Origin of the sequence: Skermanella sp. TT6 (genome assembly GCF_016653635.2) — a bacterium.
In the GTDB taxonomy this organism is placed as follows: Bacteria; Pseudomonadota; Alphaproteobacteria; order Azospirillales; family Azospirillaceae; genus Skermanella; species Skermanella cutis.
This window is the reverse complement of sequence record NZ_CP067421.1, coordinates 568,847-594,969: the sequence shown is the minus strand read 5'-3', so window position 1 is coordinate 594,969 and position 26,123 is coordinate 568,847. Positions and strand designations below refer to the sequence as shown.

At 66.5% G+C, this 26,123-nt stretch carries 23 protein-coding genes and 3 pseudogenes; 19 read left to right on the top strand and 7 right to left on the bottom strand.

Translation table 11 applies throughout. From position 1 onward, the window contains the following. Window positions 1–9: 9 nt before the first annotated feature. The 11 genes from IGS68_RS30575 (at window position 10) to IGS68_RS30525 (ending at window position 10,317) form a co-directional block, all read left to right on the top strand. Window positions 10–858 carry an ABC transporter permease gene (locus IGS68_RS30575; protein ID WP_201081984.1) on the top strand — a complete coding sequence of 283 codons (849 nt, stop codon included), beginning with the start codon at window positions 10–12 and terminating at the stop codon, window positions 856–858. Then, entirely contained in the window at window positions 855–2,522 is a 1,668-nt protein-coding gene (locus IGS68_RS30570) for an ATP-binding cassette domain-containing protein (RefSeq protein ID WP_201081982.1), read from the top strand. The genes IGS68_RS30575 and IGS68_RS30570 overlap by 4 nt, the downstream gene beginning before the upstream one ends. Before the next feature lie 29 nt (window positions 2,523–2,551). Next, the gene (locus tag IGS68_RS30565) at window positions 2,552–3,469 is read left to right on the top strand and encodes an NAD-dependent epimerase/dehydratase family protein (protein ID WP_201081980.1); all 918 of its coding nucleotides are present in this window, start codon (window positions 2,552–2,554) and stop codon (window positions 3,467–3,469) included. A gap of 17 nt (window positions 3,470–3,486) precedes the next feature. Continuing rightward, window positions 3,487–4,245, top strand: a complete 759-nt coding sequence (locus IGS68_RS30560; protein WP_201081978.1) for an SDR family NAD(P)-dependent oxidoreductase — start codon at window positions 3,487–3,489, stop codon at window positions 4,243–4,245. Between the two features lie 30 nt (window positions 4,246–4,275). Beyond that, window positions 4,276–5,709: a dihydropyrimidinase gene (hydA, locus tag IGS68_RS30555; RefSeq protein ID WP_201081976.1), complete on the top strand. Its 1,434-nt coding sequence runs from the start codon at window positions 4,276–4,278 to the stop codon at window positions 5,707–5,709. A gap of 9 nt (window positions 5,710–5,718) precedes the next feature. Then, on the top strand, window positions 5,719–6,471 hold the full coding sequence (locus tag IGS68_RS30550) for an SDR family NAD(P)-dependent oxidoreductase (protein WP_201081974.1): 753 nt from the start codon (window positions 5,719–5,721) through the stop codon (window positions 6,469–6,471). Continuing rightward, on the top strand, window positions 6,468–7,472 hold the full coding sequence (locus tag IGS68_RS30545) for an asparaginase (protein WP_371821925.1): 1,005 nt from the start codon (window positions 6,468–6,470) through the stop codon (window positions 7,470–7,472). The genes IGS68_RS30550 and IGS68_RS30545 overlap by 4 nt, the downstream gene beginning before the upstream one ends. Before the next feature lie 54 nt (window positions 7,473–7,526). After that, window positions 7,527–8,426 (top strand): polysaccharide deacetylase family protein, encoded by a 900-nt coding sequence (locus tag IGS68_RS30540; protein ID WP_201081970.1) that lies wholly within the window; start codon window positions 7,527–7,529, stop codon window positions 8,424–8,426. 30 nt (window positions 8,427–8,456) lie between these two features. Next, window positions 8,457–8,777 carry a hypothetical protein gene (locus IGS68_RS30535; RefSeq protein ID WP_201081968.1) on the top strand — a complete coding sequence of 107 codons (321 nt, stop codon included), beginning with the start codon at window positions 8,457–8,459 and terminating at the stop codon, window positions 8,775–8,777. Further along, window positions 8,758–9,855, top strand: a complete 1,098-nt coding sequence (locus IGS68_RS30530; protein ID WP_201081966.1) for a CobW family GTP-binding protein — start codon at window positions 8,758–8,760, stop codon at window positions 9,853–9,855. Before IGS68_RS30535 ends, IGS68_RS30530 begins: the two co-directional genes overlap by 20 nt. Before the next feature lie 252 nt (window positions 9,856–10,107). Beyond that, window positions 10,108–10,317 (top strand): hypothetical protein, encoded by a 210-nt coding sequence (locus IGS68_RS30525; RefSeq protein ID WP_201081963.1) that lies wholly within the window; start codon window positions 10,108–10,110, stop codon window positions 10,315–10,317. 141 nt (window positions 10,318–10,458) lie between these two features. Here the strand turns inward: IGS68_RS30525 and IGS68_RS30520 are convergent, their stop codons facing one another. From IGS68_RS30520 to IGS68_RS30510, 3 genes are all read right to left on the bottom strand, one after another. Then, on the bottom strand, window positions 10,459–11,388 hold the full coding sequence (locus tag IGS68_RS30520; protein WP_201081961.1) for a dihydrodipicolinate synthase family protein: 930 nt from the start codon (window positions 11,386–11,388) through the stop codon (window positions 10,459–10,461). 64 nt (window positions 11,389–11,452) lie between these two features. Then, entirely contained in the window at window positions 11,453–12,625 is a 1,173-nt protein-coding gene (locus IGS68_RS30515) for an enolase C-terminal domain-like protein (protein WP_201081960.1), read from the bottom strand. 117 nt (window positions 12,626–12,742) lie between these two features. After that, window positions 12,743–13,924 carry a mandelate racemase/muconate lactonizing enzyme family protein gene (locus tag IGS68_RS30510; RefSeq protein WP_201082851.1) on the bottom strand — a complete coding sequence of 394 codons (1,182 nt, stop codon included), beginning with the start codon at window positions 13,922–13,924 and terminating at the stop codon, window positions 12,743–12,745. 98 nt (window positions 13,925–14,022) lie between these two features. On the opposite strand from IGS68_RS30510, the gene IGS68_RS30505 reads away from it, so the two are divergent. From IGS68_RS30505 to IGS68_RS30490, 4 genes are all read left to right on the top strand, one after another. Further along, window positions 14,023–15,051 (top strand): LacI family DNA-binding transcriptional regulator, encoded by a 1,029-nt coding sequence (locus IGS68_RS30505; protein ID WP_201081958.1) that lies wholly within the window; start codon window positions 14,023–14,025, stop codon window positions 15,049–15,051. Between the two features lie 202 nt (window positions 15,052–15,253). Further along, window positions 15,254–16,276 carry a TRAP transporter substrate-binding protein gene (locus tag IGS68_RS30500; RefSeq protein ID WP_201081956.1) on the top strand — a complete coding sequence of 341 codons (1,023 nt, stop codon included), beginning with the start codon at window positions 15,254–15,256 and terminating at the stop codon, window positions 16,274–16,276. Window positions 16,277–16,328: 52 nt separating this feature from the next. Further along, window positions 16,329–16,853 carry a TRAP transporter small permease subunit gene (locus IGS68_RS30495; protein WP_201081955.1) on the top strand — a complete coding sequence of 175 codons (525 nt, stop codon included), beginning with the start codon at window positions 16,329–16,331 and terminating at the stop codon, window positions 16,851–16,853. A 38-nt stretch (window positions 16,854–16,891) separates the two neighbouring features. Next, a complete protein-coding gene (locus tag IGS68_RS30490) occupies window positions 16,892–18,166 on the top strand; it encodes a TRAP transporter large permease (protein WP_201082849.1) in 1,275 nt (424 codons plus the stop codon). Between the two features lie 101 nt (window positions 18,167–18,267). Here IGS68_RS30490 and IGS68_RS30485 read toward each other — a convergent pair whose 3' ends face one another. Then, complete coding sequence (locus tag IGS68_RS30485) at window positions 18,268–19,152, bottom strand: phytanoyl-CoA dioxygenase family protein (protein ID WP_201081954.1); 885 nt, start codon at window positions 19,150–19,152, stop codon at window positions 18,268–18,270. Between the two features lie 156 nt (window positions 19,153–19,308). On the opposite strand from IGS68_RS30485, the gene IGS68_RS30480 reads away from it, so the two are divergent. Next, window positions 19,309–20,514, top strand: coding sequence for a mandelate racemase/muconate lactonizing enzyme family protein (locus tag IGS68_RS30480; RefSeq protein ID WP_201081953.1), 1,206 nt, complete (start codon window positions 19,309–19,311; stop codon window positions 20,512–20,514). A gap of 38 nt (window positions 20,515–20,552) precedes the next feature. On the opposite strand, the gene IGS68_RS30475 is transcribed toward IGS68_RS30480, so the two are convergent. Further along, window positions 20,553–20,714 carry a hypothetical protein gene (locus IGS68_RS30475; protein WP_201081952.1) on the bottom strand — a complete coding sequence of 54 codons (162 nt, stop codon included), beginning with the start codon at window positions 20,712–20,714 and terminating at the stop codon, window positions 20,553–20,555. Window positions 20,715–21,335: 621 nt separating this feature from the next. Here IGS68_RS30475 and IGS68_RS30470 point away from each other — a divergent pair. The 3 genes and pseudogenes from IGS68_RS30470 to IGS68_RS30460 all read left to right on the top strand — a co-directional run bounded on the left by IGS68_RS30470 (window position 21,336) and on the right by IGS68_RS30460 (window position 24,002). Continuing rightward, window positions 21,336–22,167, top strand: a pseudogene (locus IGS68_RS30470) (IS5 family transposase). Between the two features lie 135 nt (window positions 22,168–22,302). Beyond that, a pseudogene (locus IGS68_RS30465) lies at window positions 22,303–22,764 on the top strand (helix-turn-helix domain-containing protein); the annotation flags it as partial. 59 nt (window positions 22,765–22,823) lie between these two features. Continuing rightward, complete coding sequence (locus IGS68_RS30460; RefSeq protein WP_201081951.1) at window positions 22,824–24,002, top strand: IS256 family transposase; 1,179 nt, start codon at window positions 22,824–22,826, stop codon at window positions 24,000–24,002. Between the two features lie 127 nt (window positions 24,003–24,129). Here the strand turns inward: IGS68_RS30460 and IGS68_RS36390 are convergent. Continuing rightward, window positions 24,130–24,354: pseudogene (locus tag IGS68_RS36390) on the bottom strand (transposase); the annotation flags it as partial. 265 nt (window positions 24,355–24,619) lie between these two features. Next, window positions 24,620–25,966: an IS1380 family transposase gene (locus IGS68_RS30450; RefSeq protein ID WP_201081947.1), complete on the bottom strand. Its 1,347-nt coding sequence runs from the start codon at window positions 25,964–25,966 to the stop codon at window positions 24,620–24,622. Between the last annotated feature and the right edge of the window lie 157 nt (window positions 25,967–26,123).

Sequence of the window (26,123 nt, the reverse complement as noted above, 5' to 3'; positions counted from 1 at the left end):
ACATCCGCCATGGCTTCCCTCCGCAGCCTTCTCCCCTATCTCAGGCGCCACCCGGCGGCCCTGGCCGGACTGGTCCTGCTGACCCTGCAGGTCGCCGCCATCGTGTTCGCGCCGGTGCTGTCGACCCACTCGCCGGTCGAGGCCGACCCGCTCAGTTCGCTCCAGCCGCCGTCGCTGGAACACTGGTTCGGTACCGACGTGTCCGGCATGGACATCTATTCGCGGATCATCCACGCGACGCGGATCAACCTGCTGATCAGCATCTCGGCGGTGGCGCTGGCCTTAGCCCTGGGCGTGCCGATGGGCCTGCTGATCGGCTACTACCGGGGAATCGTCAGCTCGCTGATGATGCGCCTGTTCGACTTCATCCAGTCCTTTCCGGTGTTCGTGCTGGGGATGGCGCTGGTCTCGGTGATGGGGCAGGAGATCTGGAACGTCGCGATCGTCCTGGCCGTGCTGTTCACCCCGATGTTCGCCCGGCTGATCCGGGCCGAGGTGCTGTCGCTCCGCGAGCGGCCTTTCATCAGCGCTGCGCGGTGCAGCGGCGCCACCGACTTCTCGATCATGTTCCAGCATATCCTGCCGAACGCGCTGACCCCGGCCATCGTCCAGGTGTCGATCAGCATCGGCATGGCGATCCTGCTGACCGCCGGCCTGTCCTTCATCGGCGCCGGGGTGAGGATGCCGACGCCGGAATGGGGTCTGATGGTCTCGAGCGGTGCTCAGCAGATGATCCTGGGCGTCTGGTGGGTGTCGCTGTTCCCCGGCCTCGCGATCGTGCTTTCGGTCCTGTGCTTCGCCCTGCTGGGCGACGCGGTGAAGGACCTGTCGGACCCGACGACGAGGACCCGCCAATGACCGCCCCCGATTCTCACGCCCCCGATTCCAGCGTCCTCCTGGACGTCGAAAAGCTGAGGGTCGCGTTCGGCGACCGGACGGTCCTGAGCGATGTCAGCTTCACCCTGCGGCGCGACGAGGTGCTCGGCATCGTCGGCGAGACCGGGGCCGGCAAGTCCGTCCTCGCGCGGGCCCTGATCGACCTGCTGCCCGAGGGCGGCCGGATCACGGGCGGTGACGTGCGCCTGTCCGGCCGGTCCGTGCCGTCCATGACGCCGCGGGAGAAGCGCGAGCTTCGCGGCGGCCGGATCGCCCTGATCGGCACCAACGCCAAGGCGCTGCTCGACCCGGTCGAGAAGGTCGGCGCCCAGGTCGCCCGCGTCCTTCGCGCGCACAAGGGCGGCAGCCGCCGGGGCGCCTGGAAGGCGGCGGTCGACCTGTTCGCCAGGGTCGGCATCGTCGATCCGGAACGCCGCGCCCACGCCTATCCGCACGAGCTTTCGGGCGGCATGGCGCAGCGCGTCGTCATCGCCATGGCGATGATTGCGGAACCGCAGATCGTGCTGGCCGACGACGCGACGCTCGGTCTCGACGCCACGATCCAGGTCCAGGTGCTCGACCTGCTGGTCAAGCGGTGCCGCGACCTCGGCCTCGGCGCCGTGATCATCACCCACGACCTCGGTGTGGTCGCCAACTACTGCGACCGCATCGCCATCATGCGCGACGGCCGGATCGTCGAGCTGAAGCCGGCCGGCCGCTTCCTGGAGAAGCCGGAGGCGCAGTACAGCGCCGTGCTGCTCGACGCGGCGCGGGTCCGGCCCACTCCGATGGGGGCGTTCGGCACCGCCGCCTCCGCACCGCCAAAGCCGCTGCTCGAGGTCGAGAAGCTGGAGAAGTCCTTCCCCGTCGGCAACGGCAAGCTCGTCCGGGCGGTGGACGGAATCTCCTTCTCGGTCGCGGCGGGGGAGACGCTGGCCCTGGTCGGCGAGAGCGGCTCCGGCAAGACGACGGCCGGACAGTGCCTGGTCCGCCTGCTCGACTCCGACGGCGGGCGCATCCTGTTCGACGGAACCGACACCACGACCCTGTCGGAGCGCGGGTTCCGGCCGCTCCGCCGGCGCATCCAGATGGTGTTCCAGGAACCCTACGTGGCCCTCAACCCGCGCTGGCCGGTGGAGGACCTGATCGCGGAGCCGCTCGGCCTCAGCCCCGGCATGGACCGGGCCGCCCGCGCCAGGCGGGTGCGCGAGCTGCTCGACATGGTGCGCCTGCCCGCGTCGCTGGCGGCGGCGTATCCGCACCAGTTGACGGCCGGCGAGCAGAAGCGGATCGGCATCGCGCGCGCGCTTGCCACCGGTCCCGACTTCGTCGTGTTCGACGAGCCGACGACGGCGCTGGACATCCGGGTCCGCGCCCAGATCATCGACCTCGTGCGCGACCTCCAGCGGGACATGGGCCTGTCGGCGCTCTTCATCACCCACGACCTCAACTCCGTCCGGTCGCTGGCCCACTACGTCGCCGTGATGCGCAACGGCAAGATCGTCGAGCACGGCGAGACGGAGACGATCTTCGCCCGCCCGGCCGAGGACTACACCAAAGCCCTGCTGGCGGCCGAACTTCCGATCGAACAGAGCGAGGCGCAGCGCACCCGCGCGTTGAGTCGCCACGCGATGGCTCAGGCATGAGGGGCTCAGGCATAAGGAACAAGTACGACATGAGCGACGAGTCCACGATCCTGGTCACCGGCGCCGCCGGCCTGATCGGCAACGCCGTCCGTATCCTTCTCGAAGGCCGGGGCAGCCGCGTCCTGCCGGTCGACCGCGTGTCCGCAACTTCCGACGGGCTGCCGGTCACGGTCTGCGACGTCGGCGACGTGCACCGCCTGCACGCCCTCGCGGTCGAGAACCGCATCACCGGCATCGTCCATTGCGGAGCCCATTCCGGCCCCATGGTGGCGCGCGACAACCCGCATTCCATGGTCCAGGTCAACATCGTCGGCACCGCCAACGTGCTGGAGATCGCGCGCATCCACGGCGCCCGCTTCGTGTTCTGCTCCTCCACCAGCGCCTACGGCGACACGCCGGAGGGCCCGGTGCCGGAGGACGTGCCGATGATCCCCGGCAGCGTCTACGGCGCCAGCAAGGTCGCGGGCGAGCAGCTCGTCTCCACTTACGCGAAGCAGTACGGAGTCGACGGCGTCAGCCTTCGGCTGTCCTGGGTCTACGGGCCGCGCCGGACGACCGACTGCGTCGTACGGACCATGATCACGGACGCGCTCGCAGGCCGTCCGACCCGCATCCCGTTCGGGCGCGGCTTCCACCGCCAGTTCATCCATGTGGAGGACGCGGCCCGGGCGCTGGTCATGGCGCTCGACAAGCCGGACCTCCCGCGCCGGACCTACAACGTCACCGGCGGCAGCTACCTGACCCTGGCCGAGATCGGCGAGATCGTCCGCGGCATCCTGCCGGATGCCGACATCGAGCTGGGGGAGGGCGCCGATCCCGTGGACGATGTGCAGCGCCGCTTCGACATCTCCGCCGTCGAGCGCGATCTCGGCTTCCGGCCGGACATGACATTCGAACAGGGCGTGCGCGCCTATGCGGACTGGCTCCACGGCCGGGCGACCGCCTGAACAGGAGGAAAAGGGACATGACGGCCATTTTCAGTCTCGCCGGCCGGAAGGCGCTGGTCACGGGCGGCAGCCGCGGCATCGGCGCCGCCGTGGTCGAGCTGTTCGCCCGCCACGGTGCCGAGGTGGCGCTGTGCCACTACCGCGACGAGGCCAACGCCGGGGCGCTGGCCGCCCGGCTCGACGGCGAGGGCTTCACCGTCCACGCAATGCACTGCGACGTCGCGGACGAGGCGGATGTCGCGGCCATGGCTGCCTGGGCGAAGGAGCGGCTGGGGCAGGTGGACATCCTGGTCAACTGCGCCGGCATCGGCGGCGACAAGCCCTTCACCGGGATCACCGTCGCCGACTGGGACCGCATGATCGGCGTCCACCTGCGCGGCACCTTCCTGGTCACCCATGCCTTCTTCGGGGGGATGGTTGAACGGTCCTACGGCCGCGTCATCAATTTCGCCTCGCAGCTCGCCTACAAGGGCGCTCCCGGCCTGGCGCATTACTGCGCCGCGAAGGCGGGCATCGTCGGCTTCACCCGAGCGCTGTCCTACGAGGGGGCGCCCCACGGCGTTATGGTCAACGCGATCGCTCCCGGCCCGGTCGAGACGGAGCTGCTGATGGGGCTGACCGAGGAATGGCGCGCCATGAAGAAGGCGCAGCTTCCGATCGGCCGCTTCGGGCAGGTCGAGGAGATCGCCCCCACCGTACTGCTGCTCGCCTCCCCGGCGGGCGCCTTCTATGCCGGCCAGACGCTGTCGCCCAACGGCGGCGACGTGATGGTCTGACGCGGGAACGGGACTGAAGGGAGATTCGTGATGAGTGATTTCGATCTGGTCATCCGCGGTGGCACCGTCGTGACCGCTGCGGACACGGTCAGGGCCGACGTTGGCATCCGGTCCGGCCGGATCGCGGCCGTCGCCGACCGGCTGGAGGATGGTGCGGCCCGGGTCGATGCCTCCGGCCTGCTGGTGATGCCGGGCGGCATCGACAGCCACGTCCACCTGGCCCAGCCGGCGTTCGGCGGCCCCGCCATGGCGGACGGGTTCGAGACCGGCACGCGCTCCGCCATCGCCGGCGGCAACACCACCGTGATCCCCTTCGCGCTCCAGCCGCGCGGCGCGTCGCTACGCGCCAGCGTCGCCGACTACCACAAGGAGGCCGACGGCAGGAGCTATTGCGATTACGGTTTTCACCTGATCATCAGCGACCCGACCGCCAGCGTCCTGGGCCAGGAGCTGCCGGCGCTGGTGGACGACGGCTACACCTCGTTCAAGGTCTTCATGACTTATGATGACCTGGTGCTGAACGACCGCCAGTTGCTGGAGGTGTTCGACTGCGCGCGGGGCTGCGGCGCGCTGGTCATGGTCCATTGCGAAGGCTACGACGCGATCCGCTTCATGACCGAGCGGCTGGAGCAGGCCGGCAGGAAGGCGCCCTACTACCACGCGGTCTCGCGCCCCGAGTCGGTCGAGCGCGAGGCGACGCATCGCGCCATCAGCCATGCCGAGCTGACCGACGTGCCGGTCATGATCGTCCATGTTTCCGGCCGCGAACCGATGGAGCAGATCCGCTGGGCGCAGCGCAAGGGCCTTAAGGTCTATGGCGAGACCTGCCCCCAGTACATCGCGCTGACGGCGGACGACCTGAAGGGTCTCAACATGGACGAGACCGGCGGCAAATACGTCTGTTCCCCGCCGCCGCGCGACCACGCGAGCTGGGAGGCAATCTGGGAGGGTATCCGCACGGGCGTGTTCCAGACCTTCTCCTCCGACCATTGCCCGTTCTACTACGAGGGCGAGCAGGGCAAGCTGAATCCCAAGGCGCGGACCTCGTTCCGGTGGGTGCCGAACGGCATCCCCGGCGTCGAGACGCGGCTTCCGATCCTGTACTCGAAGGGCGTGGTCGAGGGACGGATCAGCCTGAACGAGTTCGTGGCGCTCACCTCGACCAACCACGCCAAGATGTACGGGCTCTACCCGCGCAAGGGATCGATCGCGCCCGGCTTCGACGCCGACCTCGTCCTGTGGGACCCCAACCGCAAGGAAACGATCCGGCAGGAACTGATGCACCATGGCGCCGACTACACGCCTTACGAGGGCATGGCGGTCACCGGCTGGCCGGTCGCCACGTATCTCCGCGGCATGCTGGTCGCGGAGGAGGGCCGGATCGTCGGCGAACCGGGCGACGGCGGGTTCCTGAAACGAGGGTTGTCGCCCTATGCGGTGCCTGCGCATGGCCGTGAAATCTGAGGTGACATCATGCCGACTGTACTGATAACGGGAGCCGGCATCGGGATAGGCCGTGCCACGGCGACAGCCTTCGGAGCCGCCGGCTATCATGTCGTCCTGACCGACGTGCTCGACGCCGTGGGGGCGGAGGCTGCGGCCGGGATCGTCGCCTCCGGCGGGCGGGCGGAGTTCCACCGGCTGGACGTGCGCGATACCGCCGGGGCGGAAGCGATCGTCGCCTCGGTCACTGCCGCCCATGGCGGCATCGACGTGGTGGTCGCCAATGCCGGCATCGCGCACAAGGTCCCGCTGGCGGACCTGACCGACGAGAAGTGGAACCACACCCTCGACATCGACCTGGGCGGGGTCATGAGGATCGTGCGCGCGGCGGCTCCCGGCATGCGCGAGCGGCGCAGCGGCAGCGTGATTGCAATGTCCTCGATCATGGGTGTCGCCTACGGCTGGAACGAGCACGTCCACTATTCCGCCGCGAAGTCGGGCGTGGTCGGGCTGGTCCGCGGCCTCGCGGTCGAACTGGCACGCGACGGCGTCCGGGTCAACGGCATCGCACCCGGATACATCCGCACCGCCCAGGCTCTGTCGGAGGTCCACTCGCTCGGTCCAGCCGGGCTGGAGGCCGCGGCCGACTACATCCCGATGGGCCGCGTCGGCGAGCCTGAAGAAATTGCCGATGTCGCGTTGTTCCTCGCATCGCCCGCCGCCCGTTACATCACGGGACAGGTCATCGTCGTGGACGGCGGCCTGCTCGTCGGACGGTATTGAGGAAAGGGAAGAGAGACCCGGTGACACATGTCGTCGTTCTCAGCACCGGCGGAACGATCGCCTCGCGCTACAGCGCGGAGCACGCGTCCGTCGTCAGCAACGTCGCGGGCGGTGAGCTGATCGCCTCGCTCGGACCGCTCGCCCCCGATGTCGAGGTGAAGACGGAGGAGTTCGCCAATGTCGGCAGCTACCGCATAGACCTGCCCATGGCTTTCCGGCTGGGGCGGCGGATCGACGCGATCCTGGCGGAGCCGGAGGTCGCCGGCGTGGTCGTCACGCACGGTACCGACACGATGGAGGAAAGCGCCTGGCTCGCCGACCTGGCCGTTAGGTCGGACAAGCCGGCCGTCTTCACCGGCGCGCAACTCCATGCCGACGAGCCGGATTCGGACGGCCCGCGCAATCTCGCCGATGCCATCCGTGTCGCCGCGTGCGACGAGGCCCGCGGGCTGGGCGCGCTGATCGTCTTCGGGCAGGAGATCCACGCGGCCCGGGACGCGACCAAGACCCACGCGTCGCGGCTCGGCACCTTCGCGTCGGCGGAGCACGGCAAGCTGGGCGAGGTCGATGCCGGCCGCGTCCGATTGCACCGCCGCACCATCCGGCACGATCCGATCGCCGCCGACGGGATCGAGGCCCGCGTGGACCTGATCAAGCTGGTCATGGGTTCCGACGCGGCGTTCGTCCGGGCGGCGGTCGCGAACGGCGCCCGCGGCCTGGTCCTGGAAGCCTTCGGACGCGGCAACGCGACGCCGGAGGTGACGGAAGCCGCGGTCGAGGCGATCGGCCGGGGCATCCCCGTCGCCGTCACCTCACGCTCTCCGCAGGGGCGGGTCGAGCCGATCTACGGCGCCGGCGGCGGCTCCGACCTCGCGGCGGCCGGCGCGATCTTCTGCGGCGACCTCAGCGGCATCAAGGCGCGGATTCTGTTGGCGCTGCTGTTGGGAGCGGGGAAGGACCCGCAGGAGATCCGGCGGCAGATGCGGCTTCGCGGGGACTGAAGCCGCCGTCGGTATTTTCGAAACAGACATCAAATTGCAGGGAAGAACAGACAGATGGCCAAAGAAATCCTGGTTTCCTACGGGATCGACGTGGACGCCGTCGCGGGCTGGCTCGGCTCCTACGGCGGCGAGGACAGCCCGTGCGACATCTCCCGCGGCGTCTTCGCGGGGCGCGTCGGCAGCATGCGGCTGCTGCGCATGTTCGAGAAATGGGGCATCCAGACCACCTGGTTCATGCCCGGCCACTCGATCGAGACCTTCCGCGAGCAGATGAAGGCCGTCGCCGACGCGGGGCACGAGGTCGGCATGCACGGCTACAGCCACGAGAACCCGATCGCCATGACCCCCGTTCAGGAGGAGGCGATCTTCGACAAGTGCGTGGACCTGATCGCCGAGCTGTCGGGCAAGCCGCCGCGCGGCTACGTGGCGCCGTGGTGGGAGTTCGGCTCCAAGACGAACGAGCTGCTGCTGAAGAAGGGGATCAAGTACGACCATTCCCTGATGCACAACGACCATCATCCTTACTACGTGACGGTCGGCGACCAGTGGACGAAGATCGACTATTCGCAGCATCCGTCGGCCTGGATGAAGCCCTACGTCTCCGGCGAGGAAACTGACCTGATCGAGATCCCGGCGTCCTGGTACCTTGATGACCTGCCGCCGATGATGTTCATCAAGGCGGCGCCGAACAGCCACGGCTTCGTCAACCCGCGCGACATCGAGCAGACGTGGCGCGACCAGTTCGACTGGGTGTACGAGAACTACGACTATGCCGTGTTCCCGCTGACGATCCACCCCGACGTCTCGGGCAAGCCGCATGTCCTTCAGATGCACCAGCGGCTGTTCGACCACCTGAAGGGCCACGACGGGGTGAAGTTCGTGACCATGGAGACGATCGCCGAGGACTTCGCCCGCCGGTTCCCCAAGTCCGGCACGGCGCGGCCCCACTCATGACGGCAAGCGGATACGGGAGGCGATGAAGCCATGTGCGGGTTGTGCGGAACGTTCGGGGCTGCCGATCACTGGACCGACGGCCTGGGGGAAGGTGCGGCGCTTTCCCCATCGGCCGAGCGGAGGCGGCGCGCCGCCGTCGCCAACGAGGTGCTTGCCCTCTACGGGCTCAAGCTGACGGAATGGGCGAACCGTTACACCCTGACTGGCCGGACCGGGAAGTCCGCCGTGGTCGAACAGTTCGGCGCCGTCTGGGCCGAGGCCGAGCGGCTCACCGGACGGACCTGCGACCCGCTTGACCCGGCGGTGATCGAGGCGATGGAGGCACGGCAATATGCCGGCCGCCGTGGCTGACGCCTTGGCCGCCAGCGCGCCGCCGCCGGTGACGGTCAACATCCTCACCGGCTTTCTCGGCTCCGGCAAGACCTCGCTGTTGAAGCGCCTGCTCGCCCGGCCGGAACTGAGGGATTCGGCGGTCCTGATCAACGAGTTCGGCGAGGTCGGGATCGACCATTTCCTGGTCGAGGAGATCGACGAGGACGTGGTCCTCCTGAAGAGCGGCTGCATCTGCTGCACGATCCGAGGCGACCTGAAGGAAGCTCTCCTGGACCTGGACCGGCGGCGTGCCGCCGGGCGGGTGCCCGCCTTCGGCCGGCTGATCCTGGAGACGACCGGGCTGGCCGACCCGGCGCCGATCGTCGCGACCCTGGTGGCCGACCCGGCGTTGCGCCATCACTTCCGGATCGGCAACATCGTGACGGTGGTGGATGCCGTCAACGGCGAGCGGAACCTGGACGCACACCCGGAATCCGTCCGCCAGGCCGCCGCTGCTGACCGGCTCATCCTGTCCAAGATCGATCTGGCGGACGCCTGGACAGTCGATCTGGTCGAACGCCGCCTGGCCGCGCTGAACCCGACGGCGGACAGGGTCCGGCTCGACGAATCCCGGACGCCGGACGTGTCGCTGTTCCTTGACGACATCCACGACGCCGAAGCCCGCCGGGGCGAAGTCGCACGCTGGCTGGCCTCGGAGCTCGGTGAAGACCATCACCGGCACGGCCATCCTGACGTGAACCGCCACGGCGGCGTCCGGGCGTTCCTGCTGACGGCGGAGAAGCCGCTCGACTGGGCCCGCTTCGGGCTCTGGCTGTCGATGCTGCTCAACCGCCACGGAACGGAAGTGCTTCGCCTCAAGGGACTGCTATGGATCCGGGGAGTGGACACTCCCGTCGTCGTCCAGGGAGTGCAACATCTCATCCACAAGCCGGTTCACCTCGGCGCCTGGCCCGACGGCATTCCGGCCACGCGGATCGTCGTCATTGCGCAGGGCTTGGACCCTGCAACCGTGCAGAGATCCTTCACCGCCTTCACTGATCCGCAGGCCAGGGCCGGTAGACCGGGCGAGACGCTCGAACGACACGTGGGTGGTTGATTACGCGCTTGCGGCGACGCAGCATGCGCTTCAAGACCTTCGGCCACCCAAGAGCCGCGGCCTGATCCACCTCTCCGACCAGGAGTCGCAGCATGTTGCCATTCGGGATGGCGGCATGACTCAACCAACTCGGCCTCCGGGAATCCCGGCGCGGTTCAGCATACCCTGTCCAACCTGCTGGTCAGCCTCAACCTGCTCGCGTTTGCGTTCCACACCGTGGCATCCCTGTGTGTCCGCGCCTGGAGCGCCGCGGTGGCCGCCCGCGGCGCCAAATACTGCTTCTTCAAACACCTGCGCACCATCACAGCCTACCTCGTCTTTCCAAGCTGGCAGGCCCTGCTCGAGGCCATCGCCGACCCCAGGGCCAAGCCCCTCTTATCGGCCCGGCCCGGCAGACCTCGCCCTTCAACCCTTTCGACGCTCCATTTCACCGGGCGAAAATCCTCTCAGAACCAAAAATGAGAATTGCTGGAGCGGACCGAGGGACACCTCATCGCTTTTATCGAGATCACCTTCATTTCGATCCTTTCCCGCCGCTTGGTGCGCCCTGCACCCCCCAGGAAATCAGCGCCTGACATCTACAAACAGACACTGAATGCGGCATTACTCGAACCGCCCGAGCTGACTGGTCCAGCGATCCAGGCAGGTTAGGCCGAAGGCGGTCGGCTTCAACGCCGGGTTCCGCTGGACCGGGTTCCGCTGGACCGGGGGGCGCAGGCCGAGCCGCCGGGCAGCAAGCAGCTTGCCGTAGATCAGCAGGCTATCGATCGATTGCATGACGAAGACGATCACCGGAAGGATCTCGGCATAACGCTCCCTCGCTCCGTGCTCGTCGCCGGCCGCGAAGGCGGCGTGGATCCCGATCAGGCGATCGGCGACGTCCGGGGCCGGGATGATGCCGGCGCAGCCGGCCGCGAGATTGTCGACGATCTCCAACCCGCCCCGGCCGTTGAAAACGGTGAGCCGACCCCCGGTCTCCCGGATCAGGGCGGCGATGGCGACGGCCGACGCTTCGCCCTTCAGCAGGCGGAACCGCGGGCACCTCGACGCCAAGGTCCGCAACCCCGGCGCGGTCAGCCCGACCCCCAGATATTCGGGCGCGTTCTGGATGGCGAACGGCAGATCGACGGCTGATCCAACCGTGCTGAAGAAATTGACCAGGTCGTCCTCGGGTGTGCCGCCACCCGGCGGCGGCTGGAGGATCAGCCAGTCCGCCCCGACCGAGCGGGCGTGACGCGCCGCCGCGATCTGAGCCTCGGCCGTGGGCTCGAAGATGGTCACCGCCAGGGGAACCCGGCCGCCGACATCCTCGGCGGTCCAGTCCATCAGCATGCGGCGCTCGGCGGGCGTCAGGCTGCGGACCTCCGTCGCCAGTCCCAGCACGGCGATGCCGTGCGCGCCCATCGCGATCAGGGCGTCGACCTGACGGCGCATCGCTCCCCGGTCGAGCGTGCCGTCGGCGTTGAAGAAGGCGTACAGGATTGGATGGATGCCGGCGAGCGTATCGGAACCGGTCCCTGGGATGGTGGACATGGCGACTCCTCTGGCGACGGACTGGCGATCGGCGGAAAGGTACGGCGGACGATGCGGCGGCGGATCACCAGTCGACGATGGTGCCGTCGTCCATCACGGCCTCCAGGGATGCGAAGACTTCCTGCTCGAAGGGATGGCGGGCCGCCGCCGCCTCATCGACCTCGATGCCCATGCCCGGGGCGTCCGGCAGAAGCCACCAGGCGCCCTCGCGCCGTACGGGGGTCTGCACCAGCACCTCGTCGTACCAGGGAACGGACTTGTCCATGACTTCCTGGATCACGTGGTTGGGCGTGGCGACTGCGAAATGCAGGGCCGCCGCGGCGGCGATCGGGCCATTGGGATTATGCGGCGCCACGCCGATATTCGCGACCGACGCGGCAGCCGCTATGGCCTGCGCTTCGAGCAGGCCGCCGCAATGATTCAGGTCCGGCTGGACGATATCGACCGCCCGGGCGGCAATGACCGGCTCGAACTCGTCATGGCCGATCAGGCGCTCTCCGGTCGCGATCGGACAGACGGCGGCCCGCTTGATCTCGGCCAGGGACTGAACGTCGCCCGGCTGGATCGGCTCCTCGACGAACATCGGCCGGAAAGGCTCGACCGCCCGCACATACTGCAGCGCAGCCTTTGCCGACGCCGGTCGGCCATGGAAATCGAGCATGATCTCGACATCGTCGCCGACCGTCCTGCGCAAGGCCGCCATGGTCGTTTCAACCAGCCGAAGTCCCTCGCCCGTCACGGTATGGTGGGTATAGGGGGAGAGCACGACCTTGAACGCCGTATAGCCCAGCGCGACGAGGCTGGCGGCCGAATCCGCGAGCCGGTCCGCTTCCAGCGCGCCATAGACGGCGCGCATGTCGCCCAGGCCGAGATGGGTGTATATGCGTACCCGGTCGCGCACCTTGCCGCCCAGCAGGCGCCAGACCGGCAGCCCGACCGACTTGCCGAAGATGTCCCACATGGCATGTTCCAGGCCGCTGATCGCGGTCATGCCGATGGCGCCCACCTTCCAGAAGCCGTGCTTGACCAGCGCCCGCACATTCTGCCGGATATCGCGGGGATCGCAGCCCAGCAGAATGGGCTTCAGGTCATCGATGGCGCCGACCACCGCCCGGGTTTTCCATTCCAGGGTCGCCTCGCCCCAGCCGTACAGGCCCTGGTCGGTGGCGATCTTCACGAACACCCAGTTGCGCATCTCCGCGTTCACGACGGTCGTGGTCACGTCGATGATCTTCATCCGGTCTCCCTCCCGCCCCGATCCCGATCGCAGCCTCGTGGAGGCTGCGCCGTCCGGTATGATTTTCTTGATGGTAACGTAATCATAAGCCTGGCCGAACGGCAAGCGCCCGGCGGATCAATCGGCCGGCACCGGCGGCGTCTCGTAGAGCGTCGCGCCGTCCACCTCGATGCGCGCGTCGACCAGATAGCGGCGCACGGTCTCGAAGTCGATCGCCATGCCCAAACCGGGCCGGTCGGGCAGCCTGATCATCCCGTCCGCATCGGGAACCAGCCGTTCCACCGTCAGGTCGCGCGCGACCGGCTTGGTTTCGATCGGGTACTCACAGATCTCGTGGCCGGCCAGTCCCGCAAACGGCTGGAGCGACGCGCTGAGCGCCAGGTTGGACGTGAAGGTGTGGTTCACGAAGGTCACGCCCTTGGCCGCGGCGTAACGCGCGACCTCGAAGGCCGGGCCGATGCCGCCGATACGCCCTGTGTCGATCTGGACGAAGCCGAGACCGGCGCCATCGATCATGTGGCGGGCCATGTGAACGTCATGGCAGCCCTCGCCGCCGGCGAGACGGACCGTCGACTGCCGGGCAAGCGCCGCATAGGCCTCGATCGCGCCGGAGACGAAGGGTTCCTCGAGCCATGCGGCCCTCGCTTCGGCGAGCGCGGGAAGCCTGGCGGCTGCGGTTGGGACGTCGTCCTCCCAAACCGTCCCGGCATCGATCAGCAGGATGCCGTCGGGACCCAGCCCCTCCCGCGCGGCGTGGACCTGGTCGCGGTCCGCGTCGACCGATCCGGTACCGTAGGGGCCCCAGCCGAACTTGGCGGCCTGAAAGTTCCGGGCCCGGATGCCGCGGGCCTTCTCCAGGGTTTCCTCCGGCGTGTCGCCGAACAGGACGGAAGCATAGGGCTTCTTGGCATAGGCGCGATCGAACCCCAGGAGGCGCCAGACCGGCTCCTGGCGACGCTTGCCGAGCAGGTCCCACAGGGCGATCTCGATCCCCGACAGCGTGTGGTCGGTCTGCAGCAGGTCCAGGCTGTTGCGCTTCACCAGCCGGGCGATGCGGGCGATATCGGCGGCCGTGTCGAACGTCTGGCCCAGGACCGAGGCGATGACCGGCTGGCAGGCGCCGTGGCTGCGCGGGCAGACGAGGCTGGCGATGGAGACCAGCGGCGCCGCTTCGCATTCGCCCCATCCGACATGGCCGCCGGCCGCGACCCTGACGAGCAGCGCATCCTGGCTGCCGTCGCCCTCCGTCGTCACGTCGGGCATCTTGACATAGAAGAAATCCACCGCTTCGATTTGCATCATCTTCACCCTTGCTGTTGAATACCGGCTATCCGCAGGATCGGCTTCAGGAACGTTTCCCGCCGGTTGCCCATCATCGAGAAGCGACAGTTTTCCGGATGCAGAACCGCCCGACTTTGAAGGACGTGGCCAAGGCGGCCGGCGTCTCCAACATCACTGTGTCCCGGGTGGCGAACGGATCCGGGCTGGTCCACCCCGACACCCGCCTGCGCGTGGAGGAAGCGATGCGCAGCCTGGGATACCTGCCCAACCTCGCGGCGCGGGCGATGCGGACCAACCTGACCGGCACGATCGGTTTCCTGGTGCCCGACCTGACCAACTATCCGAACGCCGCCGTCGCCCAGGCTGCCGAACGGCGGCTGGCGGAAGCCGGCTTCGGCATGCTTCTGGCCAGCAGCGCGCTCAACCCGGTGCGCGAGGCGAAGGCGCTGGCGGCGCTCCAGACCAGGCAGGTAGACGGCGTCGTCCTGTACGTGTCCGACGAGGCGGACCCGGAACTGCTGACCGCCCTGCGCCGCTTCAAGACGCCCTTGGTGGTGCTCGACCGGACCTTGCCGCTGAACGCCGAGGTCGATTCGGTGATCTGCGACCATGCCACGGCGATGCGCGAAGTCGTGCGCTATCTGGTCCAGCTCGGCCATCGACGCATTGCCCTCCTGGTACCCGAGTTGCGCATCCGGCCGGTGATCGAGCGGTCCACCGCCTTCAGGACCGCCGCGGCCGAGGCCGGGATCGCGGAATCCTGCGCGACGGTCGTGCAGGTTTCGGCAGCGACCGCCGCCGGCAGCGTACCGGCCCTGACGCTGCTCGAGGGGCCGACCCCGCCGACCGCCATCATAGCCGATGGCAACCGCCTGCTGCGCGGCGTGATCCTGGCATCGCGCTCCCTGGGCCGGGCGATGCCAGCCGATTTGTCGGTCATCGGCATCGATACCGACGACATGGCCCTTGTCTGTACCCCCGAGATCACGTGCATCGTTCGCGACTTCAACGAAATCGGCCAATTGGCCGCCGACCTGATGCTGCGCCGGCTGACCACCCAGGCCGCAGCTCCTCAGCAGGTGATCCTCCCCTCGCAGGTGGTTCTTCGAAGCTCCTGCGGGCCGGCTCCGCGCAGTTCCCGCTGACACCATTCCACCATATTCATTGTTGACGTTACCATTGTTATCTTTGAGGATGAAACGAGCGAGACGGCGCGGTCATCCCTGATCCGGGCCGGCAGGCAGGCCCGATCCGGTTCGGCAGGGAAAGCAGCGGGAGGAACTGCGCCGACCAAAGCCGTCAAACAACAAATAACGGGAGGGGAAAATGCCGAAAACAAGGTGTTCCATGTTTGCCGTCGCGTGTCTGGCGTCCGTCATGGCCCTGGCGGCCACGACGATCTCGGCCCAGGCCGAGACCTGGCGTGTCCAAACATCGATGACCGCCGGCGAATCCTTCTATACGGATATCGAGAAGTACTGGCTGCCCCGGCTGGCGGAGATGACCGACGGCAAGCTGACGATCGAGCTGACGCCCGTCGGATCGGTCGTCCCCTACAACGAGACCATGGACGCCATCGGACAGGGCATCCTGCAGGGCGACATCACCGCCACCACCTACTTCACCGGACGCAACAAGGCGTTCTCCATCCTCGGCGACCTGATCGCCGGGTATGACCGCCCCGAGCAGATCAGCATGTTCTGCTACCACGGCGGCGGCCGCGAACTGCTTCAGGAAGCCTACGACAAGTTTACCGACGGCACTGTCCAGGTGATCGGATGCAGCCCGATCGCCCGCGAAGCCTTCGTGGCCAAGGTGCCGATCCGGAGTGTCGAAGATTTCAAAGGAAAGAAGGTCCGGGCACCGGAAGGGCTGGCATCGGAAGTCTTCAAGCGCGCGGGCGCGTCGGTCGTCGTGCTGCCGGCGGCGGAGACCTTCTCCGGCATCGACAAGGGCGTGGTCGATGCGGCCGACTTCTCGACCTACACGATGAACGACAGCTTGGGCTTCAACAAGATCGCCCAGCACCCGGTCTATCCCGGTATCCACTCCATGCCGCTGATCCATTTCACGGTCAACAAGGCCGCCTATGACGCGCTCAGCGACTCGCACAAGACAATCCTCGACGTCTGGTACCGAGCGATGATCGACGACCTGCGCATGCGCAACGACATCAACGACCGCCAGCTCGTCGCCCGCGACCTCGCTGCGGGAATCGACGTGGTGGACTGGCCGCAGGCCGAGCGGGACAAGTTCCGCGCGATCGCGGTCGAGGCGTGGCGCGACTACGCGCAGGGCGATCCGTTGGCAGAGAAGGCCTACGCGGCGCAGGTGAAATTCATGAAGGGGATCGGCCTGCTCCAGGAGTGACCGTACCGACCGCCCGGCCCGACGGCCGGGCTCCCCTTCCAGGGAGATCTCCATGCGCTGGATCGAACGGCTGAACGACCTCCTCGGTGGGGTCGTGGCGTGGTTCTATATGCTTTCGGTGCCGGTCATCGCCTACGAGGTGCTGATGCGGTACATCCTCAATTCCCCGACATCCTGGTCCTTCGACCTCACCATCCTCCTGTGCGCCGTCGGATATCTGCTGTCCGGCGGCACCGTCACCAAGGCCGAGGCGCACATCGCGGTGACCAGCCTCCAGGACGTCGTCCCGCCGCGCGTCAAACGGGTGATGAAGCTCTTCGGCCATCTGGTCGGCATCTTCGCCATGGCCGGCCTGATCGCGGCGTCGTGGAAGTCCGGCCTGCGCGCCGTCACCATCGGCGAGCGCACCGGCGGTGCCTGGGATGCCCCGACGCCGGCCATCATCAAGCCCCTGATCACCGTGGCGGCGGTCCTCGTGCTGCTTCAATTGCTGATCCTCGTGGCCCGGGAACTCACCGGTCGCGGCGCGGTGGCGCCGGCCGGCAAGGGCACCCCTGGAGAAGGTGGGCCGATCTAGTGGATATCGGAACCATTTCCCTTCTCATCGTCGCCATCATGATCGGCCTGATGATCGCCGGCGTGCCCCTGGCGTGGATCACGATGAGCCTCGCGATCGGCTGCACGCTGGCCTGGCTGGGTCCCGCCGGGCTGCCGCTCGTCGCGAGCCGCGTCTATGGCTTCGTCAACGAATATGTCTTCGTGGCGATCCCCCTGTTCGTCCTGATGGCCTGCATCCTGGAGCGGTCGGGAGTAGCAAGGGACCTGTACGACGCGATGCGCCTGTTCGCCGGGAACCTGCCGGGCGGGGTCGCGGTGCAGACGACCCTGGTCGCGGTGGTCATGGCGGCGATGACCGGAATCATCGGCGGGGAGATCGTCCTGCTGGGCCTGATCGCCCTGCCCCAGATGATGCGCCTGGGCTACGACAGGAAGCTCGCCATCGGGATCATCTGCGCCGGGGGGTCGCTCGGCACCATGATACCCCCGTCGGTCGTCCTGATCGTCTATGGACTGACGGCCGGCGTGTCGATCAGCGAACTGTTCCTCGCCTCGGCGCTGCCGGGACTGCTGCTCGCGGCGTTCTACATCGCCTATGTCATGATCCGCTGCATCCTGAACCCGGCGCTGGCCCCGCGCCCGCCGCGCGCGGAGCTGGATATTCCGTTCCGGCAGAAGATGAAACTGCTGAAAGGCCTGATCCTGCCGATCCTGGTCGTGATCTGGGTGCTGGGCAGCATCTATGGCGGCATCGCCTCGGTCACCGAGTCCGCGGGCGTGGGAGCGCTGGGCGCCATCATCGCCGCGGCGGCTCGGGGCGAGCTGAGTTTCAGGATGCTTCGGGAATCAGCCATGCGGACGATGATCACGGTCGGCGTGATCATCTGGCTCACTCTGGGCGCGAACGCCTTCATCGGCATCTACAACATCATGGGCGGCACGACCTACCTGCGCCAGACGATCGGAGACCTTCCGCTCCCGCCGTTCGGCATCCTGCTGGTGATGATGGGGATTCTGCTGGTGCTGGGTTTCGTCATGGACTGGATCGGCATCTGCCTGCTGACCATGCCGATCTTCGTGCCGGTGATCAAGGCGCTGGGCTATGATCCGGTGTGGTTCGGCGTTCTGTTCTGCATGAACATGCAGGTGTCGTACCTGACCCCGCCCTTCGGCCCGGCGGCCTTCTACCTGAAGAGCGTCGCACCGCCGGAGATCGAACTGCACACGATCTTCAGCAGCCTGCTGCCCTTCATCCTGCTCCAGGTCGCGGCGCTGATGCTCGTCATGCTGTTTCCCGGCATCGCGACGCTGCTTCCGAGCCTGATGCGATAAGACTGCCGGGCCGCGGGGCCCGGCAGCTTCGAATCCTCAGCGTCGAGGCCCTACCGCCTGCCACCCGATCACCGGGACGGTTGACGATGAACCGCCGCCGGTCAGACGGCCACCTTGGACTTGGCGAAATAGGCGTTCTTCAAGGTCCGCTGATTTTCGTAGATGGAGCCCTGATGACGCGATGGCGGCAGCGGCAGGCGGACCGGCACGGCGGTCGACCGCGGGGTCAGCAGGGGGTCGTCGCCGCACAGCATCAACGCCTGCCACTCCTCCCAGGACGGCTGCTGGGAGCCGACCAGCGGCCAAGCATCGGCGGCGCGGTACTGGAAGAGCAGCAGGCGGCGCGGCTTGGACGAGACGTTCGTGGCCGATCCGTGGATCGTCCGGACATGGTGGATGCTGATGCTTCCCGCCGGGCCGGTCAGCGGAACCGCCGCGCCGAAATCGATCTCCGTCGCCGACGGATCGATGGCGCCGCAGAACTCGCCGTCCGAATGATGGTCGAGCACCGGCCCGCGGTGGCTTCCGGGAATGCACAGAAGCGGGCCGTTCTCCACCTCGCAGTCGTCCATCATGACGCCGACCGCGGCCAGATCGTCGTTGGTGTGGGGATAGAAGGCCCAGTCCTGGTGCCATTCGACCGCGGCTCCGTAGTTCGCCGCCTTTACGTTGAGCTTGGACGTGTCGAAGCGGATCGCCGGGCTGACCAGCTTCCGCAGGATTCCAAGGATGCGGGGATGGCGGGCGATGCCGTCATAGACCGCATGCTGCAGGTGCGGCGTCTTGATCCGGCGCACCCGCGGCTCGGCGGCGCTGTGGCCCGGTTCCAGGTCATAGACGGCGTCATGACTGCTGACCTCGCGCGAGCGGGCGATGAACTCGTCCGTCACCGCGCGCAAGGCCGCGACCTCCTGCGCGGACAGCACATTCTGAACCACGAGGAAGCCGTTGTCCGCATAGGAGCGGATATCCGTTTCCGAAATCATCGTTCCTCCCTGCCGATACCCGGCGCGACATGCCCGCGCCGCTTTAATGACATCCCTGTTTGGTAACGTTATCATAAAGCAATCATCCGGACTGGCAAGGCGGATTGCGCATCATCGTTCCCGCATTTCGAAAAACAGCCCCAAGGAGGCTTGCCGATGAAGATCACCGAGATCGAGACCATCCAGCTCGCGGAGTTTCCCAACCTGCTCTGGTTGCATATCCATACCGACGAGGGGCTGATCGGGCTGGGCGAGACCTTCTTCGGCGCCGACGCGGTGGCGGCCTATATCCACGAAACCGCGGCACCCCGCCTGCTCGGCGCCGACGCTTTGCAGATCGACCGTCATTCCCGCACGCTACTCGGCAACTATCTGGGGTTTTCCGGTACCGGGGCCGAGATGCGCGGCGCGTCGGCAGTCGACATCGCCCTGTGGGACATCTTCGGCCAAGCCGTGGACCAGCCGATCCACCAATTGCTGGGCGGACTGACGCGGCCATCGATCCGGATCTACAACACCTGCGCCGGATACCGTTACGTGCGAGGCAACAAGGGCCAGTTGACCCGGAACTGGGGACTGCCGTCGGCCGGTTCCGAAGGACCGTACGAGGACCTTCAGGCCTTCCTGGAGCGGGCTGACGAACTGGCGCTCAGCCTGCTGGACCAGGGCATCACCGGCATGAAGATCTGGCCGTTCGATCCGGCGGCCGAGGCGTCCAACGGACTGTACATCTCCAACGCCGATCTGGCGCGGGCGCTGGAGCCGTTCGGGAAGATCCGAGCGGCGGCCGGCGACCGCATGGATGTGATGGTCGAATTCCACTCGTTGTGGAACCTGCCGACGGCCAAGCGCATCGTGGGGGCGCTCGACGAGTTCAAGCCATTCTGGTACGAGGATCCGATCCGCATGAACAACATGGACGCGCTTGCCCAACTCGCGGCGGTCACCCGGGTGCCGATCTGCGCCAGCGAGACGCTGGCCACCCGCTTCGCCTTCCGCGACCTGATGGCACGCAACGCCGCCGGCGTGATCATGCTCGACCTCAGCTGGGTCGGGGGCCTGTCCGAGGCCCGGAAGATCGCCGCCATGGCCGAGGCCCACCATCTGCCCATCGCTCCCCACGACTGCACCGGACCGGTGGTCCTGACGGCTTCGGTCCACCTGTCGCTGAACGCGCCTAATGCCCTGATCCAGGAGACGGTGCGGGCCTACTACACAGGTTGGTACAAGGAACTCGTCACGGAACTGCCCCGGATCGAGAACGGGCAGGTCTACCCGATGACCGGTCCGGGGTTGGGCACCAAGCTGATCCCGGAGATCCAGCGGCGAGCCGATGCGACCGTACGGCGCACGGCGGCATGAGAAAGGAAGCTCGCGATGTCGGAGTCTGTTTGCAGGCGTCAGGCGCCGATTTCCTGGGGCACAAGACGGATGAGGCGGCGGGAGAGGATTGGAATGAAGGCGATCTCGATGAAAGCGACGAGATGCCCCTCGGTCCGCTCGAAGATGATGCTCAACCGGCGATAGCGGCTAATCCAGCCCAACGAGCGCTCGGGACCCACCGAATACCCTCCGGAATGAAGGTTCCGCCATGACCGCCGACGCTGGGTCGGAGGGTAATGCCGTATGCCTTGCCGGTCTTGGACAGCCGCTCGCCCCGATAGCTGAGATCGCCTTCATCCCAATCCTGTCGCACCGCCTCATCCGCCTTGTGCCCCAGGAAATCAGCGCCTGAGGTCTACAAACAGACTCTCAAAGGTGCCTTTGCCGCTCATGAGCGATCATCTGAATCCGCAGACTGTGGTAATCACCAGATTGTAGCCAATTGACGTTAGTTAACCACGATCTCTCCGAAAAAAAGGTCGTGCATTTGGAAAGTTGCACAACTGAAACGGATTGTTGTGCGGACAAACTTCGTATAACGTTACCACTAATGATACAAGAGGTTATGCATAGAGGTTTGGTCGTGTACGTACCCACCGCACCAGTTATAGCAAATCGTGGCTATTCCACCTCCTCGTCGTTCTACGAGAGGCTGCGCATCTCCGACCTTGCAACTCCCTTGATCGTCTGGCTGGTGGTTGAAGGAGCGCCCCTGGTCGAGATGGACGATCAGGAAGCGTTGCCGCTTAGAGCGTCTAACAAAACCTTGATGAGAGGCTGACGCCGCCTATCTGACGGGCATGGCGAAACCCCTTGTCAGCGATGAGCTGTGGGCGGTCGTGGCGCCGCTGTTGCCGTCCCGTCCGCCCCGTCCGAAAGGCGGTCGGCCGCCGGTCGATGACCGGGCGGCGCTGACCGGCATCCTGTTCGTGTTGCGAAGTGGCATTCCGTGGGAGATGCTGCCGCAGGAGATGGGCTGCGGCTCGGGCATGACCTGTTGGCGGCGGCTGCGCGACTGGCAGGCCTCAGGGGTCTGGGAGAGGTTGCACCACGTTCTTCTGGACCGGCTGGGCAAGGCCAACGCGATCGACTGGAGCCGGGCGGCGCTGGACAGCGCCGGCGTCCCGGCAAAAAGGGGGGCCGGGAGACCGGGCCGAACCCGACCGACCGCGGCAAGCCGGGCTCGAAGCGCCACGTCGTCATCGACGCCAACGGCATCCCGCTGGCCGTGACCCTGTCGGCCGCCAACATCCACGACAGCCGGATGCTGGAGGCCACCGTCGATGCCATCCCGCCCATCCGCCAGTGCGCCGGCCGGCCCCGCCGCCGTCCCGCCAAGCTGCATGCGGGAGCTTTAGCTAACGCTGAAAGCGGTACAAAGGCTATGATTTCCGGCGCTGCCGGCGTGCGTTGCGCGGACGCGCCATCATTCCCCGGATCGCGCGGCGCGGCATCGACAGCACCGAGCGCCTGGGCCGGCACCGCTGGAAGGTCGAACGCACCTTGGCATGGTTCGCCCAATTCCGGCGGACCTCCGTGCGCTACGAACGCCGGATCGATATCTTTGCCGCCTTCAACCACCTCGCCGCAGCCCTCATCACCTTCCGCTTTGTCGAACGATGGTTATGTTAGGCACTCTTATACCGAATTCAGTAAATGATGACTCTTGAGGAGGCCGCACCGTTCTGGCGAGAGGCTTCTACCGGGGCTTGTGGGATCGGACAGTTTGTGATTCGGTTTCACCGCATTGATCTGCGGAGGGACATGATGGTGGCTGTTGCGATCCGACGAGACATCGAGGCCAGCGAGTTGCGACGCCTTGCCCGTCTGGAGCGGGATGGTCGGGTATCCAGCCGGCTTCTGGCTCTGGCGGCGGTGCTCGATGGTGTCAGCCGCGAACAGGCCGCTCGCATCGGGGGAATGGATCGGCAGACCCTGCGCGACTGGGTTCACCGCTTCAACGAAGCGGGTGTTTCGGGCCTGCGCGACCGTGCCCGGCCTGGGCGGCCCTGCCTGCTGGCCGAGGAACTGCTCCCGGAACTGGCCGCCCTGATCGCGGACGGTCCGCAGGTCGAGCGCGACGGTGTGGTCGAGTTCCGGCTGTCCCATATCCGCGCGTTGTCGCTGCGGCACTTCGGCGCCGACTACAGCCAGGGCGGCATGCACGCCGTGCTGCGCCGGATGGGCTTTTCCTGGCTGAAGCCCCGGCCGATCCACCCCAAGACCGACCGGGACTATCGGGAATTTCGTGCTTGGCGGGGTTATCCTGAAACAGAAGGAGACCCTGAATGGCCCGACGCAAAGATCCTGTTATTCCCGACGCGATCCTTGACCAGCTGCTGGCTGGAGCCGATGCGAAGACGGCATTCGACCAGAACGGCCTGCTCGACCAGCTGAAAAAGGCGCTGACGGAGCGGGCGCTGAAGGCGGAGCTGGATCATCATCTGGCTGGAGATGAGAGCGGCAACCGTCGCAACGGCTACGGCCACAAGACGGTGCTGACCGATGGCGGCTCGATGGGTCTGTCCATTCCCCGCGATCGGTCGGGGACGTTCGATCCGGCGCTGATCGGCAAGTACCAGCGGCGCTTCCCCGGCTTCGACGAGAAGATCATCTCAATGTACGCACGCGGCATGTCAACCCGGGAGATCACGGGACACCTGCGGGAGCTCTATGGCATCGAGGTGTCGGCCGACCTGATCTCCACGGTGACGGACGCGGTGATCGAGGAGGTGACGGCCTGGCAGAACCGGCCGCTGGAGGCGATCTACCCCCTGGTGTTCCTGGATGCCATCCGGGTCAAGATCCGCGACGAAGGTCTGGTCCGCAACAAGGCCATCCATGTCGCCATCGGCGTGCGGGCCGACGGCGCCAAGTTCTGGCTGCGCGTCCTGAACGAGTTGAAGAACCGGGGTGTGGAGGACATCCTGCTGGCCGTTGTCGATGGGCTGAAAGGCTTTCCCGAGGCGATCGCGGCTGCCTATCCGGAGACGATTGTTCAGACTTGCGTCGTTCATCTGCTGCGCCACAGCATGGAGTTTGCGTCCTGGAAGGACCGCAAGGCTATCGCCGCCGCCCTGAAGACGGTCTACGACGCTGTCGACGACAAGGCCGCCGAGATGGCTCTGACCGCCTTTGAGACCGGGCCTTGGGGCGAAAAATACGCGGCCATCGGCAAGGCTTGGCGGCGGGCGTGGCCGGAGGTCATCCCCTTCTTTGCCTTCCCGCGCGAGGTCCGGCGTATCCTTTACACGACCAATGCCATTGAAGCATTGAACTCAAAGCTGCGCCGGGCGGTCCGGGCCAGGGGGCATTTCCCCAATGACGAGGCCGCGCTGAAGCTCCTGTTTCTCGTCTTGAACCGCGCGGAGAAAGACTGGAAGATGCCGCCCCGGGAATGGACGGCCGCCAAAGCCCAGATGGCTGTCATCTTCGGCGACCGGTTCGCAAAGGCGATGACCGCCTGATACTGAACCCGCCCCGCCAAGCACGAAATTCCCGATAGTCCCGTTCATGGTGGCTCTCTCGTCTCGCAAAACGTGCCCCGGAACCTAGCCGCCAACCCCTTTCCCGGCAAGCCGCCCCGAGATCTGACAGAACCGTCAGATCCACCGCCGGCCCCTGACTGTCGCCGCGACTGTCCGATCCAAATACCCCGGCTGCCCCGTCGAGAAGCTGCGCCTTCCACTGCGTGATCTAGTTGGGATGAATGTCGAACTGCTGCGCCAACTCGGACAGCGTCTTCTCGCCCTTGACGGCGGCCAAGGCCACCTTCGCCTTGAAGGCCGGTGTGTGGTTCCGACGTTGTCGTCTTGTCATTGCTTCTCCTGTCCGGCACGCATACTGGCCGCTTTCAGGCAAAAACTCCACTTATCCCGATGTTCAGATTTCCTGAGCCAGCTCTTACCTGGCTATTAGCCGCATTTATGCGCCAAGCCGGAAAGCTTTCTGACGTTTTCTGCCCTTCTTCAATTTTTGGCTGTGCAGGCAAGAGTTGGCCGTAGCGCCGATTGGGCGGCGCTATGATGGTGAGAGGTCTTGAGGTTGGCGGGTTGGGCGGGAGTGGGGCAATCGGCCCCGGCGTTCAGGTGACGAGCCGAGGAACCCGCTCCAGAAGCAGGCTCAGGATAGTTTGCTCCGGGCAGGCGGTGGGCAGGTGGACGAGGATTTGCCGCCTGGTCTCGACGATCCGGGCCGCCAGTTTGATCAAACGCAGACGCAACGTGTCGAACTGGGCGACCCGCCAGCGCGACCGGCGCGGCATCAGGGCGCGTATCGACCACAGCAGCCAGTAAGCTCCAGCATGCAGGAACAGCCGGAACTGGTTGGCGGTGGCCTTGTGGCAGGAGGTGCGGTCGGCGCATAGATGCGTCTTCCAGCTCTTTATGTGATTTTCCGCCTGGCCGCGGGCGCAATAGAGTTTCTCATAGAGCCACCGCCCTCGGCCGTGGCGCAGACTGGTGACGATGAAGCGGGTGTCCGGCCCCTGCGGCCCGACCTCGACGCGCGCAATGATCCGCTCGGTCCGACTCCAGCTTCCGGCGGCGTCATAGAATTCCTTGAAGCGCCGAACCTTGGTCGCGGGACCGGCGGCGAACCGGGTGGCGGTGCTGGCCTCCAGGTCAAGGATATGGCGCCGCAGCGTGCTGGTCGGGGCGAGACCGAGCACATAGTCCAGGCAGTTGGTCCGGCACCAGTTCAGGACCTCGGGGCAGCAGTAATGGCTGTCGGCGCGCAGCAGGATCTCGACCTGCGGCCAGTTGGCCCGGATCTGCCGCACGATCCGACGCAGGTGCGCCCGGATCTCGGTGCCTTTAGGCCGCTTGGCCGGGCGCAGGATGGCGGTGATGAAGCGCCCGTGCTCGTCGAACACGACGATCGGCTGGAAGCCGTACTCGTCGTAATGGCCATTGAACAAGCGCAATTGCTGCTCGCCGTGAACGGCATCGAAGGTGTCGTCAATATCCAGCACGATCCGCTTCGGCACCTGCCGGAACCCGGTGCAGTAGAAATCGACCAGAGCGCGGCCCATGCGCATCAGGGCGCGGGCATCGGGCAGGTTCTCCAGGCGCGAGATGGTGGACTGCGAGCACAGGCCGGCACCATCCGGCAGGCGGTCGAGCGCCAGCTTGAACGCCGGATCCCGGCGCAGGCTGTCGGCGTCGTTGCCGTCCTCGTAGCCGGCCGCGATCATGAGCAGGCGGAAGCGGATGATCTCCGCCAGTCCATGAACGACCCGCCCGGGCGTCCGGGGGTCTTCCAGGCACGCCGCAAGCCGGTCGGCGATCCCGAGCCGCTTCTCGATTTCCCGCAGGCCCAGCACGCCGGCATCGGAGGACAGCTGCCCACCATCGAAGCGGGCGACCACGGGTTTGCCGGCGACAGGTGACAGGCCGGGCAGCGATGGGGTAAGTTCAACTCGGGCGGGCATGGCGGGTGAGATCCGGTGGGGTTGGTGTCAGCAGCCGAATCCTAAACCAGATCAATCCTTTACGCTATGCCCGCCGGCCTTGGTGCATAATTGCGGTTAGCATCTAACATTGATAAATTGAGTAATGTGAATAGACTACATGGTCAACCTTCTTTGG

What these genes read in the sequence shown, in the direction of transcription:
- IGS68_RS30535 (WP_201081968.1), top strand. Translation starts at nt 8,457, where the DNA reads ATGTGCGGGTTGTGCGGAACGTTCGGGGCTGCCGATCACTGGACCGAC.
- IGS68_RS30505 (WP_201081958.1), top strand. Translation starts at nt 14,023, where the DNA reads ATGCAGAACCGCCCGACTTTGAAGGACGTGGCCAAGGCGGCCGGCGTC.
- IGS68_RS30550 (WP_201081974.1), top strand. Translation starts at nt 5,719, where the DNA reads ATGCCGACTGTACTGATAACGGGAGCCGGCATCGGGATAGGCCGTGCC.
- IGS68_RS30485 (WP_201081954.1), bottom strand. Translation starts at nt 19,152, where the DNA reads ATGATTTCGGAAACGGATATCCGCTCCTATGCGGACAACGGCTTCCTC.
- IGS68_RS30450 (WP_201081947.1), bottom strand. Translation starts at nt 25,966, where the DNA reads ATGCCCGCCCGAGTTGAACTTACCCCATCGCTGCCCGGCCTGTCACCT.
- IGS68_RS30495 (WP_201081955.1), top strand. Translation starts at nt 16,329, where the DNA reads ATGCGCTGGATCGAACGGCTGAACGACCTCCTCGGTGGGGTCGTGGCG.
- IGS68_RS30490 (WP_201082849.1), top strand. Translation starts at nt 16,892, where the DNA reads ATGATCGGCCTGATGATCGCCGGCGTGCCCCTGGCGTGGATCACGATG.
- IGS68_RS30570 (WP_201081982.1), top strand. Translation starts at nt 855, where the DNA reads ATGACCGCCCCCGATTCTCACGCCCCCGATTCCAGCGTCCTCCTGGAC.
- IGS68_RS30500 (WP_201081956.1), top strand. Translation starts at nt 15,254, where the DNA reads ATGTTTGCCGTCGCGTGTCTGGCGTCCGTCATGGCCCTGGCGGCCACG.
- hydA (WP_201081976.1), top strand. Translation starts at nt 4,276, where the DNA reads ATGAGTGATTTCGATCTGGTCATCCGCGGTGGCACCGTCGTGACCGCT.
- IGS68_RS30540 (WP_201081970.1), top strand. Translation starts at nt 7,527, where the DNA reads ATGGCCAAAGAAATCCTGGTTTCCTACGGGATCGACGTGGACGCCGTC.
- IGS68_RS30565 (WP_201081980.1), top strand. Translation starts at nt 2,552, where the DNA reads ATGAGCGACGAGTCCACGATCCTGGTCACCGGCGCCGCCGGCCTGATC.
- IGS68_RS30560 (WP_201081978.1), top strand. Translation starts at nt 3,487, where the DNA reads ATGACGGCCATTTTCAGTCTCGCCGGCCGGAAGGCGCTGGTCACGGGC.
- IGS68_RS30530 (WP_201081966.1), top strand. Translation starts at nt 8,758, where the DNA reads ATGCCGGCCGCCGTGGCTGACGCCTTGGCCGCCAGCGCGCCGCCGCCG.
- IGS68_RS30460 (WP_201081951.1), top strand. Translation starts at nt 22,824, where the DNA reads ATGGCCCGACGCAAAGATCCTGTTATTCCCGACGCGATCCTTGACCAG.
- IGS68_RS30575 (WP_201081984.1), top strand. Translation starts at nt 10, where the DNA reads ATGGCTTCCCTCCGCAGCCTTCTCCCCTATCTCAGGCGCCACCCGGCG.
- IGS68_RS30510 (WP_201082851.1), bottom strand. Translation starts at nt 13,924, where the DNA reads ATGCAAATCGAAGCGGTGGATTTCTTCTATGTCAAGATGCCCGACGTG.
- IGS68_RS30515 (WP_201081960.1), bottom strand. Translation starts at nt 12,625, where the DNA reads ATGAAGATCATCGACGTGACCACGACCGTCGTGAACGCGGAGATGCGC.
- IGS68_RS30520 (WP_201081961.1), bottom strand. Translation starts at nt 11,388, where the DNA reads ATGTCCACCATCCCAGGGACCGGTTCCGATACGCTCGCCGGCATCCAT.
- IGS68_RS30480 (WP_201081953.1), top strand. Translation starts at nt 19,309, where the DNA reads ATGAAGATCACCGAGATCGAGACCATCCAGCTCGCGGAGTTTCCCAAC.